This is a genomic window from Paraburkholderia sp. IW21 (assembly GCF_041321145.1).
Lineage (GTDB): Bacteria > Pseudomonadota > Gammaproteobacteria > Burkholderiales > Burkholderiaceae > Paraburkholderia.
The window spans coordinates 122,506-138,016 of sequence record NZ_JBGGWA010000010.1 but is presented as its reverse complement, the minus strand read 5'-3'; the positions used below and the strand labels follow the sequence as shown (position 1 = coordinate 138,016).

Annotated in this window: 5 protein-coding genes and 1 pseudogene; 2 read left to right on the top strand and 4 right to left on the bottom strand. The window is 58.2% G+C overall.

All coding sequences use genetic code 11. The annotated features are described in order from the left end of the window. Positions 1–277: 277 nt before the first annotated feature. Complete coding sequence (locus tag ACAX43_RS23130; protein ID WP_370710733.1) at positions 278–7,039, top strand: cytotoxic necrotizing factor Rho-activating domain-containing protein; 6,762 nt, start codon at positions 278–280, stop codon at positions 7,037–7,039. Between the two features lie 44 nt (positions 7,040–7,083). Here the strand turns inward: ACAX43_RS23130 and ACAX43_RS23125 are convergent. From ACAX43_RS23125 to putA, 3 genes and pseudogenes are all read right to left on the bottom strand, one after another. Continuing rightward, positions 7,084–7,245: pseudogene (locus ACAX43_RS23125) on the bottom strand (phytanoyl-CoA dioxygenase family protein); the annotation flags it as partial. Positions 7,246–7,400: 155 nt separating this feature from the next. Then, a complete protein-coding gene (locus ACAX43_RS23120; RefSeq protein WP_370710732.1) occupies positions 7,401–8,549 on the bottom strand; it encodes a branched-chain amino acid ABC transporter substrate-binding protein in 1,149 nt (382 codons plus the stop codon). Positions 8,550–8,638: 89 nt separating this feature from the next. Then, entirely contained in the window at positions 8,639–12,580 is a 3,942-nt protein-coding gene (gene putA, locus ACAX43_RS23115) for a trifunctional transcriptional regulator/proline dehydrogenase/L-glutamate gamma-semialdehyde dehydrogenase (protein WP_370710731.1), read from the bottom strand. A gap of 314 nt (positions 12,581–12,894) precedes the next feature. Here putA and ACAX43_RS23110 point away from each other — a divergent pair, with 314 nt between their 5' ends. Continuing rightward, positions 12,895–13,086, top strand: a complete 192-nt coding sequence (locus ACAX43_RS23110; RefSeq protein ID WP_370710730.1) for a hypothetical protein — start codon at positions 12,895–12,897, stop codon at positions 13,084–13,086. A 75-nt stretch (positions 13,087–13,161) separates the two neighbouring features. Here the strand turns inward: ACAX43_RS23110 and ACAX43_RS23105 are convergent, their stop codons facing one another. Continuing rightward, on the bottom strand, positions 13,162–15,408 hold the full coding sequence (locus ACAX43_RS23105) for a primosomal protein N' (RefSeq protein WP_370710729.1): 2,247 nt from the start codon (positions 15,406–15,408) through the stop codon (positions 13,162–13,164). Positions 15,409–15,511: the final 103 nt, after the last annotated feature.

Here is a 15,511-nt window from a genome sequence, read left to right as displayed (position 1 = left end):
GGCCATCTTCACTGGCTATATTTAAATTCATATCCGCTAATTCTCGACGATGTCGAGGGTTTAGCGCGACCCATGCGAAGCACCGGCCAGTGCGTCTTCGCCAACGTGCGGTTAGCCGGCGTGCGCCGGCAATCGCTTGTGCAGATTGTTCCAGATAGAACCCCGTCCCTTGCGACAGGCGTCGCCGCGTAGTGATGACCTGCCGGAAACGGCGCGCGCCACGACCGGGTCACGCACGGCTCTACTCAAAGTCAACTGTCCGATTCCGAGGTGGCTTATGCGCAGCTACGCAGAGAACGATTCCTCGACCAGAACGAAGCCACGCCGACACGACGATGTTGTCGGGCAACCCGATGTTGCGCAATCGAGGTGGGCCGATCAGGTAGAGCGCATCGGCTGCAATGGCGAGTGGAATTTTGAGCTCGCGGATTCCATGCCCTTTCTGGTTTCTGAACTTCCCTGCTGGAAGGAGGGCGGCCTCGCGCTTCACATCTGGAACGGTCCAACCCATGCGTCTTTTGGTGCATCAGCGCACAGCGTTGGCGATGTGTATATCGAGGTGGCGGGGGAGCACTACTGGGCGCTGATAGATGGCGAAAGAGTCTGGATTCGGCCTGATGGCAACTGCTTCTTCAACGCCATCTGGAAGGCGCTGCAAGCGTCCGGGAATGCGGATGCGATCAAGCGGATTTTCCGGGGACGCGTGCCTGCAAACGAACGGGAGGCGTCCGATTACTTTCGTCGCGAGATACGGGACTACGCGCTCGGTCATCCGGAGCTCGAAGCGATTCTGCTGGGTGACGATGGCAGCCCGGTCGCTCGACGGAGGCAGCCACAGAGGCACTCCGAGGTGCGCACTTCACCAACGGATACGGATGAGTTCCTTGATGCTTCTGATACCGCCGACTGGTTGGCGCAACCCGCGCGGCAAGAAAAACCTGCGGTTGAATCACAACGGACCAGTTCCAATGAAACGTCCCGCCCGCAGAAACGGGTCCGGCGCCTCACACCCTTCGCCAACCAGCATCGAAGTGCTTCAGGCACCAACCAGGAGACGTCGGAAAGTCGTTTCTTCCATACGGCTGCGCAAATTGCAAGGCGGGCGGGCCAGCAGGTGGGCGACACGGTTGTGACAAGCCGAGCCTATAGAAAAGGGCAAGAGATATCTCACGCGCTGGGTGCCGATGACGTATTGAAAGCCTTGTCTCCGGTTCTCATTCCCGATAGTTTCGAGGACGCTGCCTGCGATGCCGACTGGCTGCCTCAAACCGCACAGGATGCGGGGCTGGCCGAATCGGACCGGGATGAAATAGCGGCATTGCTCCGCACGCCGACAAGAGTCAAATGGGATACGCCGCTCGTTGAATACCGTCCCATTCCGCATGCCTGCCACACCGAATTTCAGCGGGTGCTTTTTTTCGCCGGATCTCAGACCAGCGGATGGCTTGCCTACAGCGGATTATTGACATTTGGGTATTGGGCTCTCGCGAAAGTCTCGCCCATGTTAAGTGGCGTTGCCGCGGCGGGCACCACCGTGTGGAATCTGTGGAACGCCTTGCGGCAGCGCGATGTGGTGGGCGGACTCATCCAGGTGCTGTTGGCACTTCCCTATCAGTTGCTGTCTCCCCAATCGCTGCTTTTTGCCATCGCCGACGAGACTAAACGATATATCGACGACGTGCTGGATGGGGTGGTTCCCGAATGCCTGAGCGCTCAACGGGACAACATTTACATGCCTGTCGGGGTTGTCGCACTCTTTTCGTACTACGGATATTTTGCCAACCGGCAAGTAGTCAACCCACTTGTGTCCAGCGTTCTCGGGCAAAGAGCTTACCCACCAAACGGATTCGTCCTTGGAAACGATATGCAGCCTCCCGAGACCCCGCTTGGCAGGCATCTGGCGGGGATGATCGGTAAACTGCAGCGGGCGGTACAGGGATATACCATTTTGCAGACTATCGTGAATGCGGCGTCAAGCACCTGGGAGTCTGCGCAGGATCCGCAGTTGAAGGCAAGCCAGCGCCGAACAAAACGGGCACTACGCGATACGAACCGCGCTGTATTGGCTTCTTGTCCAAAGTTCGCCCGAGCGGCGCGTGCCGGCAACGGTGTCGAGCCGCCGGACCTTACGACGGTCATGGCTGACGTCATTCACAGGCTAGGCGAGGAGGATGTATCCGCAACGGCTGCTATGGTGTGCTCGATATTGTCAGGCGGTGCAGAAACGACGGGCTCGACAACGCCGCCGTGGCAATCACGTCTAGAGAAACAAACCAATGCCACGCTTCAATCGGCGCAGTTGAAGGCGGAGGCGGTGCAGAGCGCTGTCCCGGAGGCATGCGCGCGATCGACCGGGGCAAAGAGCGGCGGATACGTTTCAGTCCCGATGGCAGCGACCATGGCCGCTACCGTCGTCGACCACGCGGCGTTCAGTGCGCCCGGCGGGAATGCCGTAGCTCCCGGTGATGCTTCGGGTGTGCCTAGGGCCGATCCCGCAGCTAGCGCTCAACACTCGGCTGGATCCGGGACGACAAAAGCGAACCCCTTCATCACCGTCGCCGTCGGGACCGCAACTGCTGCGAGGGCTACAGGGCTATCGCGCACCGATACGGTCCTCGCCGCCATAACCCTGACCGCCTTCGCCGTATTCACAGCCGGATTAGCCAGATCAGGAATTCGTCTCGCGGGAGAAACGAAAACCTCCGAAGTTGAGATGTTCCGGCCCGATGCCAAACCACTAGGCCAGCAATGTCCCGGCGTTGATTCAGCCATGTATGCCGCGCAGTCAAAATGGATTGGTTTGAAGGGGCAGGGCCTTGAATGTGTTCGATCTTTCCTCATAACTCAATTCGATTATCGGTTTTTTTTAGATGCTCTCGATTCAATTCCTGATATAAAAGATGAGGGGCAGCCTTTCTGGGAAGAGAAGAAAATCTACAAAGCGGCCGTACGCCGAGCGTTTACTGATTATTCGAATGATTCTCTCCCTCCCGTGTGCCACCTCTCCTCAGAACATCGATATAGTCAAGAATTTTGTACGATTTTGGAATACATCAATAATAGCGAGGGTCAGGGATGCACACCTGAAAAATTGCGCCGTCTCGAGGCAACCCTGATAAAAATAAAAGCCTACGAAACTTTCGTCCTTCGTAGGCTACAAGACCTTCGTCCAGAGGGTAAGGAAGGAGTGGTCGCCAAATTGGAATCGGTTTTTCATTTGCCAATCGATATCAACGAACTTCCATTATCTATGGAAAGCGTGGATGAATATATTGTCAATCAACTAGGCAACAGTTCCAAGACAGAGCCATCTGGCCTCTTGGAGGAGGGAGTGAGTATTGCGCTTCGGTTGTGGGCCGGCAACACCCCCAAGGTTCAAAATGGAGAGAGCAGCCTCCCCCGGGAAATGATATCTACAATCAGGTCCACAATCCAGGCGAAGATCCTCGAACTACAGGAAGAAATATATAACCTTCGGGGTCCACGCGATCGTATCGAATTAGAGATTAAAGCCAAGGCGCTTCTTGCACACCGGTATGCATCCCATTATGCGGAAAAGCGCATAGTATTATCCCACAACTATCTCAAGGTGCTGAACCAGGTCAAATCAAAACTCCCTGTTGCAGTATCAACCCCGGAGGATGCCACTGTTTTCGAAGCCAGAGCATTGGCTGTCAAAGCGACGCTGCAGATGCTCGGAAAGAATAAAAAACTACCTGACAGCCTTCATAATTTATCGACGACAGGTTGCCTGGATAATTTCGCCCTGCTCACCGGCTCGAGTCCGGAAGTAACGACGTTCGCTTCATTCGCAGAAGCTATATTTTATAAGGCATTGACAGGATCAAGCATTTATGATTTAAATTTATATAAATTTGAGCCTGCCAGATTACTCATTGAGTTCAATAATAGACTTGACGACCTGCCATTCACAAAGCGGCGCAGCGGGAAGGTCGCCGAAGCAGAGCAATTCCTAAAAGATATCAAGCCAAACACCGAAACAGGTAATGACGCAAAGTACTACAATCAGTTCGTCACATTTCGATCTAAATATCTTTCGCCATTGGCAGAAGCGCTCAGCCTCCTCGCGCTCTTCGATTATGGCTTGCATCCCTATCTGATTCTCACGGAAAAGCCAATCCGGACAATCAGAACAAATGTATTTGCAAAACCAGCTTTAGAATTACCCTTATCGCCTCGAAAAGAACGCAACTTAATGATCGCCTTCCTTAAGATTATCAATCTTGCGTATAATTTTTACCAAATGATTCGCGATATATATGGCGCAGGGTATTCGATAGCTGGTGAATTGATTTTTTGCGAAATGGCATCTGGAAATTGGACCGTCATTTCCACACTTAACGGACGACTTATTATCAAGACCGTAACTGCAGCCGAAATGACTGCAAATAAAATACTTTTGGCCATTTCACTAAAAAAATCTTACCTTCGGCCTTCAGAAGGCATTTCTGCTTTCTTCCCGACCAAGCATTTGCTGTGGAGGAAAAATAAGTTGTTCAAAGAATTAATACATCCAGTCTTCCAAAACACGATGAGTCTCGATGCGACGAAGTTCAGTGAAGCTTATCTTGTTTTAGATGGACTAGACGGACCTGATTTTTCAGGAAAGCGACTCATCGAAATCACAGACGCTGTTGGCAAAACCCTGCTTGAAAGAATAATCGACCAGAGGGAGGACCTGGAATATCATATGCATTGGTGGCAATACATTACCTTGTTTATTCCAGGATTCGACATGGTTTACCACGCCGCAAATGATCCTGATTACCATCCCTCAAAGAGAGAAATCGCGGAAGAAGTAGCACTTGATCTTCTCACCATGGTATCGATAGTGATTCCGGGCGCGGGACTTTCTTTGCAAAGTGCAAAAGCGTTACGCATATCAATGTTCAAAAATCTCATCAAAGGGTACAGAGGAAAAAATTTATTAATAGCGATTGCGGCAGATACGGCAAAGGATTTTTCACTTTTTCCGCTTCGCCTTTTTGCGACTGCCAGTTACGAGTTATTTGCGTTCTGGGAGCCATTGCCGCTCAAAGCTATCGCAACCTCTCTTTTCAGACGCGCCAGAACATTCAAGTTTAGATCCGGGTTTAAATTAACATCGCCAAAGGTAATTTCAAAGAAAAAAATCAACGCCTTAAATCCAGAAACTGCCGGCGGACAAAAACCTGTTGAAAACGTCTCCAACAAAGCCAATGGGGTTGTGTTAGCTCGAAATGACGACGACATCCGATACTATAAATACTCGTATTCTTTTAAAGAAGAGGAAGCTTTGCTAGGTGCCCCGATCGGGGGCATCAAGGCTAGTCACCTTACTGGCCTGACCCAGGTCCAGAGTGAGCAGATTTGCAAGTTTGTAACCAGCTCGCGCAAGCGCGCGTTGGATTCTCTAGACAACGCGCTCAAAGCCCTCAGCCAGAAGAAAGACGTGCAAAAGATCGATGAGGCGTTGGATATCTTTCTGGGGAGACATACCGACGCTGCGAAAGAAAGGCTCCGAAATGAGTTGGGGAAAATTAAGTCTTTTTTAAATCAACTCAACGTCGGCGGCGACATTTCTTATCAGGCCGGTTATCTCGCGAATCAACCGAAGATACTTATGGTCACGAGAGCTGCTGCCGCACTGGGTGACTGGAAAAATGAATTACCACTTATTAATATATACGTCGATGCAGTAGTCGATGCATCTTTCAGAAAGAGTTTTACTCAAAGCGAGTTCAAGGATTACCTGGCAACCGTTTTGATTCATGAGGCTTATCACGCGGTGAAACGTGACACGCCCGACTTTAAATACGCGAAAATCTCAGGCAATTCCCTGGACATTGCCGATATCGTTGCGTTGCCGGAACCACAGTTGCGGGGGGAAAACGTTCAGGAAATCATGCTGGAATTTGGACTCTCGCCGTCGGAACTGAACAACTTTCTTGAGACAGCCAATAAAGCAGCATTACAGAATCCGGATAATTTGGCTTATTTGACGGTGCTTCTCGATTATGTCCGCACCCATCATTCCGGTCACGATAAATTCATCACCGACTATAATCGATGGAAAATCGATCGGAACTCGCCGCTTGAATGGCAATTTAAGGGGCATCATAAAAAAGGCGGCCCGATCCAGCTAGCGCACACGGACATTGGCGCTCTGGTTCGAGGTGATGTCGAGCCCCTTACCAGGAACGGACTGTTGTATAGAAAATCATCCAGTGAGATTGGGCTTGGCTTTGACGCTGCAAGATTTGACTCCCGTTCGATCGGAATCGAAAAGTTTTCTCTGGCCGACGGCAAGTTCTCTGAAATTCTGGATACGTGGAAGGGCGGCGACGCTACGTCTCAAGGGAAAGACGAAGTTTGGTCGGGGACATGGGGGAAAGATAATTTGCTTAACAACGATATATCCATTATCGAGTTAGCGGGCGGAAAATCGGGAACCGCTGCAATTCGGATAAAATTGAACGACATAAGGGACGGGTATCCCGTGGTCGTATCCGGAGGCCAACTGGATGGATCGACCATTGTTTTCGGCGTGGATAAACAGTATTTTTATGCTTTCCACGCGGGACAGAAAAGTAGCGATCACAAGTGGCGCCCCGATCAGGAAGGCGCCGCAAGCATCTATCGTGCATATCTTTCCTTAAACGGAGAGGAAATACCAAGCCTAAGAATTTCTGAAGATATGGTGCTTGTCAATGAACGTAACGAATTGGCAGGGAATAGCGGAATAGTCGATATCCTGGGAAATTACGAAAGCGGATTCTTTGCTTTTTCCGGAAAATCGGCAGGTAGTCCTCCGGGGGAAATGAACGCCGAAAAACCTATCGAATGGCTCGACTACGCGCCGGCGGCGGCAGATTCGGCAACCGATTCGGCGGCGGAAAAAGGGCATGCTTATGCGCTGCTAGCCCGGCGCGACGGCGATCTAAAAATAACGGCTTATGCTGCGAGCGCTTCGTCGACGCAGCCCCACGGTGGGGCCAGACAGAAAACACCCGGCAAGCAGTTCGTCCTAAAAGGTTGACGCCAGGTTCGTAGGGAATGTGAGGCGGTCATTGGTAAAAAGGCCTAAAGCGCGTCTTCCGGCTTGGTCGCCGAGCGCGTCCCGGCAGAGGCACATTGCTCGCGCGGTGATAAGTGGACACCAAAGAGAACTTTCATCTGGCCGCTGAGATTCTTTTCAGCCGAATGCGGCGTGTTGCAGTGAAAGAGCACCACGTCACCCAATTGATGACGCATCGCAATCTGGATATTTTCTTGTGCAGTCGAGCGGCCTTTTAGCGCTTATGGCCACCTTACCGAATAAAAACCAGCATTTTAGGCAGTATAAAAAAACCCCGCATAGGCGGGGTTCCGTGACGCTAAAGCAAGCAGCAAAAACCCGCTTACTTCCCGCCCACGCTTTGCAGCGTCGTCCACTTACCGTCGACAACCTTGTACAGCGTGATGCCGCCGTTCTTCAGGTCGCCCTTCGGGTCGTACGCGAGGTTCGCTGCCGTCACTGCCGGCATCGAGGTCTTCGCGAGCAGCGGCAGGTACTTGGCCGGATCGGTCGAGTTAGCCTTCTTCATTGCGTCGAACATGGCCATTGCGCCGTCGTAAGCGTACGGCGAGTACGTTTGCACGTCTTCGTTGAAGCGCTTCTTGTACTTCGCGACGTAGTCCTTGCCACCCGGCATTTCTTCCAGCGGCAGGCCGGCAAGCGATGCCACCGTGCCGTTCGCCGCGTCACCCGCGAGCTTGATGAACGTCGGCGTGTGGACCATTTCGCCGCCCATCAGCGGAGCCTTGATGCCCAGTTGCTTCATCTGCTTGACCATCGGTGCCGCTTGCGAATCCGCGCCGCCGTAGTACACCAGATCCGGGTTGACCGACTTCAGCTTGGTCAGGATCGACTTGAAGTCGACAGCCTTGTCGTTCGTGTATTCACGGTCGACGATCTGGCCGCCTGCTGCCTTCGCTGCCTTTTCGAACTGATCAGCCAGACCCTGGCCGTAGGCCGTGCGGTCGTCGACGATCACGATCTTCTTCATGCCGAGGCTCTTCACCGCGAACGTCCCGGCGACCGAACCTTGCTGCGTGTCGGACGTCATCATGCGGAACGTGGTCTTGAAGCCCTGCTGCGTGTATTCAGGCGCCGTCGCCATTGCGATTTCGGGAATGCCTGCGTTCGCGTAGATGCGCGAAGCCGGAATCGTGGTGCCCGAGTTGAAGTGGCCGAGCATGCCCTTGATGCCGTCATCCACCAGCTTTTGTGCAACGGTCGTGCCGGTGCGCGGGTCAGCCTGGTCGTCGGCCGAATCCAGCACGAAGCGAACCGTCTTGCCGCCGATCACCGGCTTGGTCGCGTTCATGTCTTCCACTGCCAGCGTGATGCCGTTCTGGAAGTCCTTGCCGTAGTGCGCCTGGGCGCCTGTCATCGGACCGGCAAAGCCGATCTTCACGTCTTCGGTCGATTGCGCATTGGCCGTCCCCGCCAGCGACATTGCCGCAACCAGCGCTGCGCCTGCCAGCTGTTTCATCTTGTGTTGCATAGCTTCTCCTTGGTACCAGGTGTGGATGGAGCGGTTTTTCGGGGTCGCCGTACCGCTTCCGTTTTATTGAATTAATCGATGAGGTTCGCTCAACCGATCGTCATCAAATTCGCATTGCCGCCTGCTGCTGCCGTGTTCACGCTGACCGAGCGTTCCGTCAACAGACGCTCCAGCGCGTAATCCTCATCGCCGCTTTCCAGCGCGCGAGCCGCGACGCCCTGCACCGAGACGATCGGCCCCGGACGTTTTGCGACTTCCTTCACCAGCGCCAGCAGTTCGTCGCTATCGCCTTCGAACAGCACCGCATCGAACGGCGTGTCGGCGCCCTTCTTCACGCTTGCGTGGGACTTCAACGCGGCGGGCAACTGCGACACCAATTGTTCACCCGCCGCGCCTTCGAACAACGCGCGATTTCCCGTAGCCAGCACCGCGGCAAACTGCACGCGCGCGCCGCTTGCCGTCGAGGCGATACACAACACCGTGCCGCGCGCACCCAGCGTGTACGTGTTGCGTTCCCCGGTGGGGCCCGACAATACCGCCGTTGCGCCCGCCGGCACATGCGACAGATAACCGTCGCAGCGTGCGGCCAGGGCCGGCTGCTGTTCGCCGATCAGCCAGTCGCGCAGCGCCGTCAAGGCAGCCGACGGATTGTCGCTGCGATTATCCCCGCTCGAGCCGGTTTGCGGCACTTCCACGATCAACGACTGCGCCAGCGACTTCGGCAAACCAGCCGGACGCGTGGCTAGCAGACGTTGCAGATACAACGCGCCGCCCGCTTTCGGACCCGTGCCCGACAGGCCTTCGCCGCCAAACGGCTGCACCCCGACCACCGCGCCGATCACGTTGCGGTTCACGTAGATGTTGCCAACGTGCGCGCGGCTGATCACGTGAGCGATCGTTTCGTCGATCCGAGTGTGGATACCGAGCGTCAGGCCATAGCCGGTCGTGCGAATCTGTTCGAGCAGCTTGTCCAACTGGCTGCGGCGGTAACGCACCACATGCAGTACCGGGCCGAACACTTCACGCTTCAATTCGTCGATGCTGTCGAGTTCGATCAGCGTCGGCGGAACAAACGTGCCTTGTGCGCCGCCTTCCGGCATGGGGAGCTGCTCGACCTTGCGGCCCTTCTCGCGCATCGCCGCGACGTGCGCGTCGATGCCGCGCTTCGCATCGAGATCGATCACCGGACCGACATCGATCGAGAGACGATCCGGATTGCCCACCGACAGTTCGCGCATCGCGCCCGTCAGCATTTCCAGCGTGCGATCCGCCACATCTTCTTGTAGACAAAGAACGCGCAACGCGGAACACCGTTGACCGGCCGAATCGAACGACGATTGCAGCACGTCCGCGACCACCTGTTCAGCGAGCGCCGACGAATCGACGATCATCGCATTCTGGCCGCCAGTTTCGGCGATCAGCGGGATTGGCTTGCCGTCCGGATCGAGGCGATTGGACAGCGTCTTGTTGATTAGACGCGCGACCTCGGTCGAGCCGGTGAACATCACCGCGCGGGTGCGCGGATCGGCCACCAAAGCGGCGCCGACAGTTTCGCCGTTACCCGGCAGCAATTGCACCGCGCCCGCGGGCACACCGGCTTCGCGCAGGATACGCACGGCTTGCGCGGCGATCAGCGGCGTTTGTTCGGCCGGCTTCGCGAGCACGGTGTTACCCGCCGCGAGCGCCGCCGCCACCTGGCCCATGAAAATGGCCAGCGGGAAGTTCCACGGGCTGATACACACGACCGGACCCAGCGGACGATGCGTGTCGTTGGAGAACTCGTTGCGGATCTGCGTCGAGTAGTAGCGCAGGAAGTCGATTGCCTCGCGGATTTCCGCGACCGCATTCGCCAGCGATTTACCGGCCTCACGCACCACCAGACCCATGAGCGTATGCATCTGCGCTTCGAGCAGGTCGGCTGCACGGGCGAGGCAATCGGCGCGCGCGTCGACCGGCGTCGCTTGCCAGATCGGTGCGGCGGCAACCGCGTGCGCCAATGCGGCGCTCACATGTTCCGACGTCGCTTCAACGACGGTTCCCACCAGATCGCGATGATCGGCCGGATTCCGCACGTCGCGCGCGGTGCCCACGGCGATCTCGTTGTCTTCGAGCATCGGCGCGGCGCGCCACGGATGATGCGCGCTCGCCAGCAACGCGGACGACAGCGAGGCCAGCCGATGTTCGTTCGACAGATCCAGGCCCATCGAATTGAGACGTTCGGCGCCGAACAGATTGCGCGGCAGCGGAATCTTCGCGTGCGGGGAACCGAGCGGGACGATCTTCGACGCTTCGTCGACCGGATCGGCGATCAGGTCCGAAATCGCGACGTTTTCGTCGGCGATGCGGTTCACGAACGACGTGTTCGCGCCGTTTTCCAGCAGACGGCGCACAAGGTACGCGAGCAGCGTTTCATGCGTGCCGACCGGCGCGTACACGCGACACGGACGGTTCAGCTTGTCGCGGCCGGTGACTTCTTCGTACAGCGGCTCGCCCATGCCGTGCAGGCACTGGAACTCGTACTGGCCGGGATAGTAGTTGTTGCCCGCGAGGTAATAGATCGCCGACAGCGTGTGCGCGTTGTGCGTGGCGAACTGCGGATAAACCGCGTCCGGCGCGCCGAGCAGCTTCTTCGCGCAGGCAACGTACGACACATCCGTGTAGATCTTGCGTGTGTAGACCGGATAGCCTTCGAGGCCGTCCACTTGCGCACGCTTGATTTCGGTATCCCAGTACGCGCCCTTCACGAGGCGGACCATGATGCGGTGACGGCTGCGGCGCGCCAGATCGATCAGGTATTCGATCACGAACGGGCAACGCTTCTGATACGCCTGCACCACGAAACCGATGCCGTTCCAGCCGGCCAGCTCCGGATCGAAACACAGCGCTTCGAGCAGATCGAGCGAGATTTCGAGGCGGTCGGCTTCTTCCGCGTCGATGTTCAGGCCAATGTCGTAGCGGCGCGCGAGGATCGCCAAAGAACGCACGCGCGGCAGCAGTTCGCTCATCGTGCGTTCCTGCTGCGAACGCGAGTAACGGGCGTGCAGTGCCGACAGCTTGATCGAAATGCCTGGGCCTTCGTAAATGCCGCGGCCGCCGGCCGCCTTGCCGATCGCGTGGATCGCCTGTTCGTACGACGCGTAGTAGCGCTGCGCGTCGGCTTCGGTGGTGGCGGCTTCGCCGAGCATGTCGTACGAGTAGCGGAAACCGCGTGCTTCGTACTTGCGGCTGTTGGCCAGTGCTTCGGAAATGTTCTCGCCGGTGACGAACTGTTCGCCCATCAGGCGCATCGCCATGTCGACGCCCTTGCGAATCAACGGCTCGCCGCCCTTGCCGATCAGACGCGTGAGCGCCGACGACAAACCCGTTTCACTGTTGGTGGTCACCAGCTTGCCGGTGATCATCAGGCCCCACGTCGCGGCGTTGACGAACAGCGAAGGTGCCTGGCCCACGTGCGATTTCCAGTCGCCCTTGCTGATCTTGTCGCGGATCAGCGCATCGCGCGTGGCGCGATCGGGAATGCGCAGCAGCGCTTCGGCGAGGCACATCAGCGCGACGCCTTCCTGGCTCGACAGCGAGAATTCGTGGATCAGTCCTTCCACGCCACCGCCCTTACTCTTGGTGCGCAGCGTTTCGACCAGCTTGCCGGCCATCGCCTGCACGTCACCCGCGAGGTTGGCCGGCAAACGCGCCTGACCGATCAGGAACGGCAAGCATTCCGGCTCGGGACGGCGGTACGCAGCGGTGATCGCCGCGCGCAGCACCGATTGCGGTTGCACGTTCTGCGCGAATTCGAGGAACGGGTGCGACGCACCGTCTTCCTCCTGCTCGACCGTGGCGCCGTCGGCCAGCTCTGCCGAGCCCGTTGTGCCCGACAGTTCAGGAGGCAATTGGCCGTGCTCGATCTTTTCGAGGTACGCAAAAATCGCCTGCTTGATCAGCCAATGCGGAGTGCGTTCGAGACGCGTGGCGGCATCTTTCAGCCGGGAACGCAGGAGGTCGTCGACCTTAACGCCAAGGGTGGTGCTAGCCATGTTTCCTTCTTCGGATACCAGACGATCTATGCTGGTGAAAGACTAAAAGTTGGGCGAATCGTACGCCTCCCAATAAAAAGGTGCAACCATGCTGATCGCATTGGTTGCACCGCACTAAAAGCCTTGTGCTGCAGGGGTTTGCGCCTGATGGCGCCACGTTTGGCAGCGGCGGTTGCGATCAGTATTTTCCCTGGCGTGATTCTTTTTGCATTTACCCTTATCAGATCGCTTGGCGGGCCGTTATACAGAACATGGATGGTCGCGGCCGCAAGGCACACACATAAAAGCGTACGGGGCTTTAGAGGACGGGCGAAATGGAAAAGTGGTTGGTGGTACTGGGCATCTGGGCAATGTGCGCGACTTGTGCCGTGCTGTTCATCCGTGGCGCGACGGGTGGTTCGGGCAAACGCGAGCCTGACGAAGGGCGTGCGCGCCCGGCATCGCGCGCCTCGGCTGGCGAGGCGCGGGCGGCTTTGAACGACACAGTGGCTAAGTCCGGCGGCTAGCGATAGACACAGAGACTCCGTTCCTCGACTGACAATGAACAGGGAGTGCTCCCCGCCGACGGCCGGCGCCGGGCGTCAGATGTCGAGCGGGTCGACTTCGAGATTCCAGCGCAGCACGCCTTTCACGCCGCGCAGCATCGGTTGCCATGCGCGCAAGGTCGCCTGCAGCGCGGCGCGCGAGGCGCTTTCGATCAGCAGTTGCGCGCGATGCACGTGCATCACCTTCACGATGGTGAGCGGCACGGCGTCATAGACCGTCACGCGTTCGGCGGCCGGGATCTCCGTCAGCGCCGCAGCCGCCTGCTGCAGGAAGGCGAGCGCAGCCTCAAGCGTGCGACCTTCGGCGCGCAACAAGGCCTGATAGACGAACGGCGGCAGATGGGCATCGCGCCGCTCGGCCAGCGTCGAATTGGCGAAGCCGACGTAATCGTGCCGCCCCAGCGCATGGTAAAGCGCGTGGCGTGGATAGCGCGTCTGCACCAGCACCTCGCCCGGCAAACCGGCACGACCCGCGCGTCCACTCACCTGCATCAATTGCGCGAAGAGGCGTTCGCTCGCGCGGAAGTCGTGTGAAAACAAGGCCGTGTCGGCGTTCAGCACGCCCACCAGCGACACCCGCTGGAAGTCATGCCCTTTCGCGATCATCTGCGTACCCACGAGGATATCGACCTCGCCGGCGTGTACATCGGAGAACAACGCCTGCGCGCTGCCTTTGCGGCGCGTGCTGTCGGCGTCGATGCGCAGCACGCGGGCGCCGGGAACCGCGCTCGCCAGCGTTTCTTCAACGCGTTGCGTGCCGCGTCCCATCGGCGCGATGTCGACGTTGCCGCATTCCGGACACGAACGTGGAATGCGCGATTCCCAGCCGCAGTGATGGCAGCGCAGTGCGCGCTCGGGTTTGTGCAGGACGACGTAGGCGCTGCAGCGCGGACAACCGGCCACCCAGCCGCAGGCGTCGCAGGCCAGCTGTGGCGCGTAACCGCGCCGGTTCAGGAATACGAGGCTTTGCTCGCCGCGCTCAAGCCGCGCCTTCAACCCGGCGATCAGTGGGCCCGACAAACCCTCTACCGAGGCGCGCCCGCGCCGCCGCTCTTCTTCCAGATCGATCAGCTTGACGGTCGGCAGCACCGCCTCGGCGACGGCACGGCGGGACAGCGTGAGGCGCGTGTAGCGTCCCTGGTCGGCCTGCCACCAGCTTTCCAGCGACGGCGTGGCCGAGCCGAGCACGACCGGCAGGCCGAGTTGCTTGGCGCGATAGATCGCCAGATCGCGTGCCGAATAGCGCAAGCCTTCTTGCTGCTTGTAGGCCGGATCGTGTTCCTCGTCGACGACGATGATGGCGAGCTTCGGCAACGATGCGAGCACTGCCAGCCGCGTGCCGAGCACAATGCGGGCACGTCCGGTGTGCGCAGCGAACCAGTTGCGGGCGCGTTCGCCTTCCGCGAGGCCGCTGTGCAGCGTGACGATCGATGTGCCTTCCAGCGCCGCAAAGCGCGCGCGGAAGGCCGCCTCGAACTGCGGCGTCAGATTGATTTCCGGGACCAGGACGAGCGCCTGCGCGTCAGGCCTCGCGGCAAGAATCTCGGCGAGCGCGCGTAGATACACCTCCGTTTTGCCACTGCCGGTCACGCCGTGCAGCAGGAACGGCGCAAAGCCGCTCGCGTCGCGGACCGCTTCGACTGCGGCCGCCTGTTCGTCAGTGAGGGTGGGTAGCCTGGGCGCGGATGCGCCATGTGACACGGGGGTGGCGATCGCCGCCGCGGCTTCGATGACGTCCAGCGCAACCCAGCCTTCCGTTTGCCACGACTGCAAGGTTGCGATCGCTTTGGGATGGATCGCGCGGGCGTCGGCGGCAAGCAGGAATTCCGTGTCGGCGAGCGCCTGAGCGAGCTTTCTCAAGGCGCTCGCCCGGACGGGCAATACGGCCGGCAGTGCGTCACGACCTGGGGCGGTGAGGCGGAAACGCTCTTCCGGCGCGAACAGGCGCGTCCAGCGCAAGGCGTCACGCAGGGCTTGCGGCAATGCGGGCAGCGCGACTTCGCCGAGACCGCGTTGATAGTAGTCGGCTGCGAAAGCGGTGAGCGCCAGCCATTCCGTCGACACCGGCGGGCAAGCGGTGCAAACGCTGCTCACCGCCCGCAAGCGCTCGGCCGGCACGTCACTGTGAGCGGTCACTTCGCACACCAGGCCGACCACATGACGCTTGCCGAACGGCACGCTCACCAGCATGCCCGGCGCGACATGCTCGGGGGCGTCGTAGCGGTAGTCGAACAGAGTCGGCAGCGGGTGATCCAGCGCGACGCGGACGAACACTTCGCTCACGCGGGGGTGCAGGTCGAGGCACCGGATGCAGCACGACGCCCCGTCGCGGTGCACTTGGGGCAAACGGCGAGCCCATCGAAGTTAAAGTAAAACTTCAATTTCG

What these genes read in the sequence shown, in the direction of transcription:
- putA (WP_370710731.1), bottom strand. Translation starts at nt 12,580, where the DNA reads ATGGCTAGCACCACCCTTGGCGTTAAGGTCGACGACCTCCTGCGTTCC.
- ACAX43_RS23130 (WP_370710733.1), top strand. Translation starts at nt 278, where the DNA reads ATGCGCAGCTACGCAGAGAACGATTCCTCGACCAGAACGAAGCCACGC.
- ACAX43_RS23120 (WP_370710732.1), bottom strand. Translation starts at nt 8,549, where the DNA reads ATGCAACACAAGATGAAACAGCTGGCAGGCGCAGCGCTGGTTGCGGCA.
- ACAX43_RS23110 (WP_370710730.1), top strand. Translation starts at nt 12,895, where the DNA reads ATGGAAAAGTGGTTGGTGGTACTGGGCATCTGGGCAATGTGCGCGACT.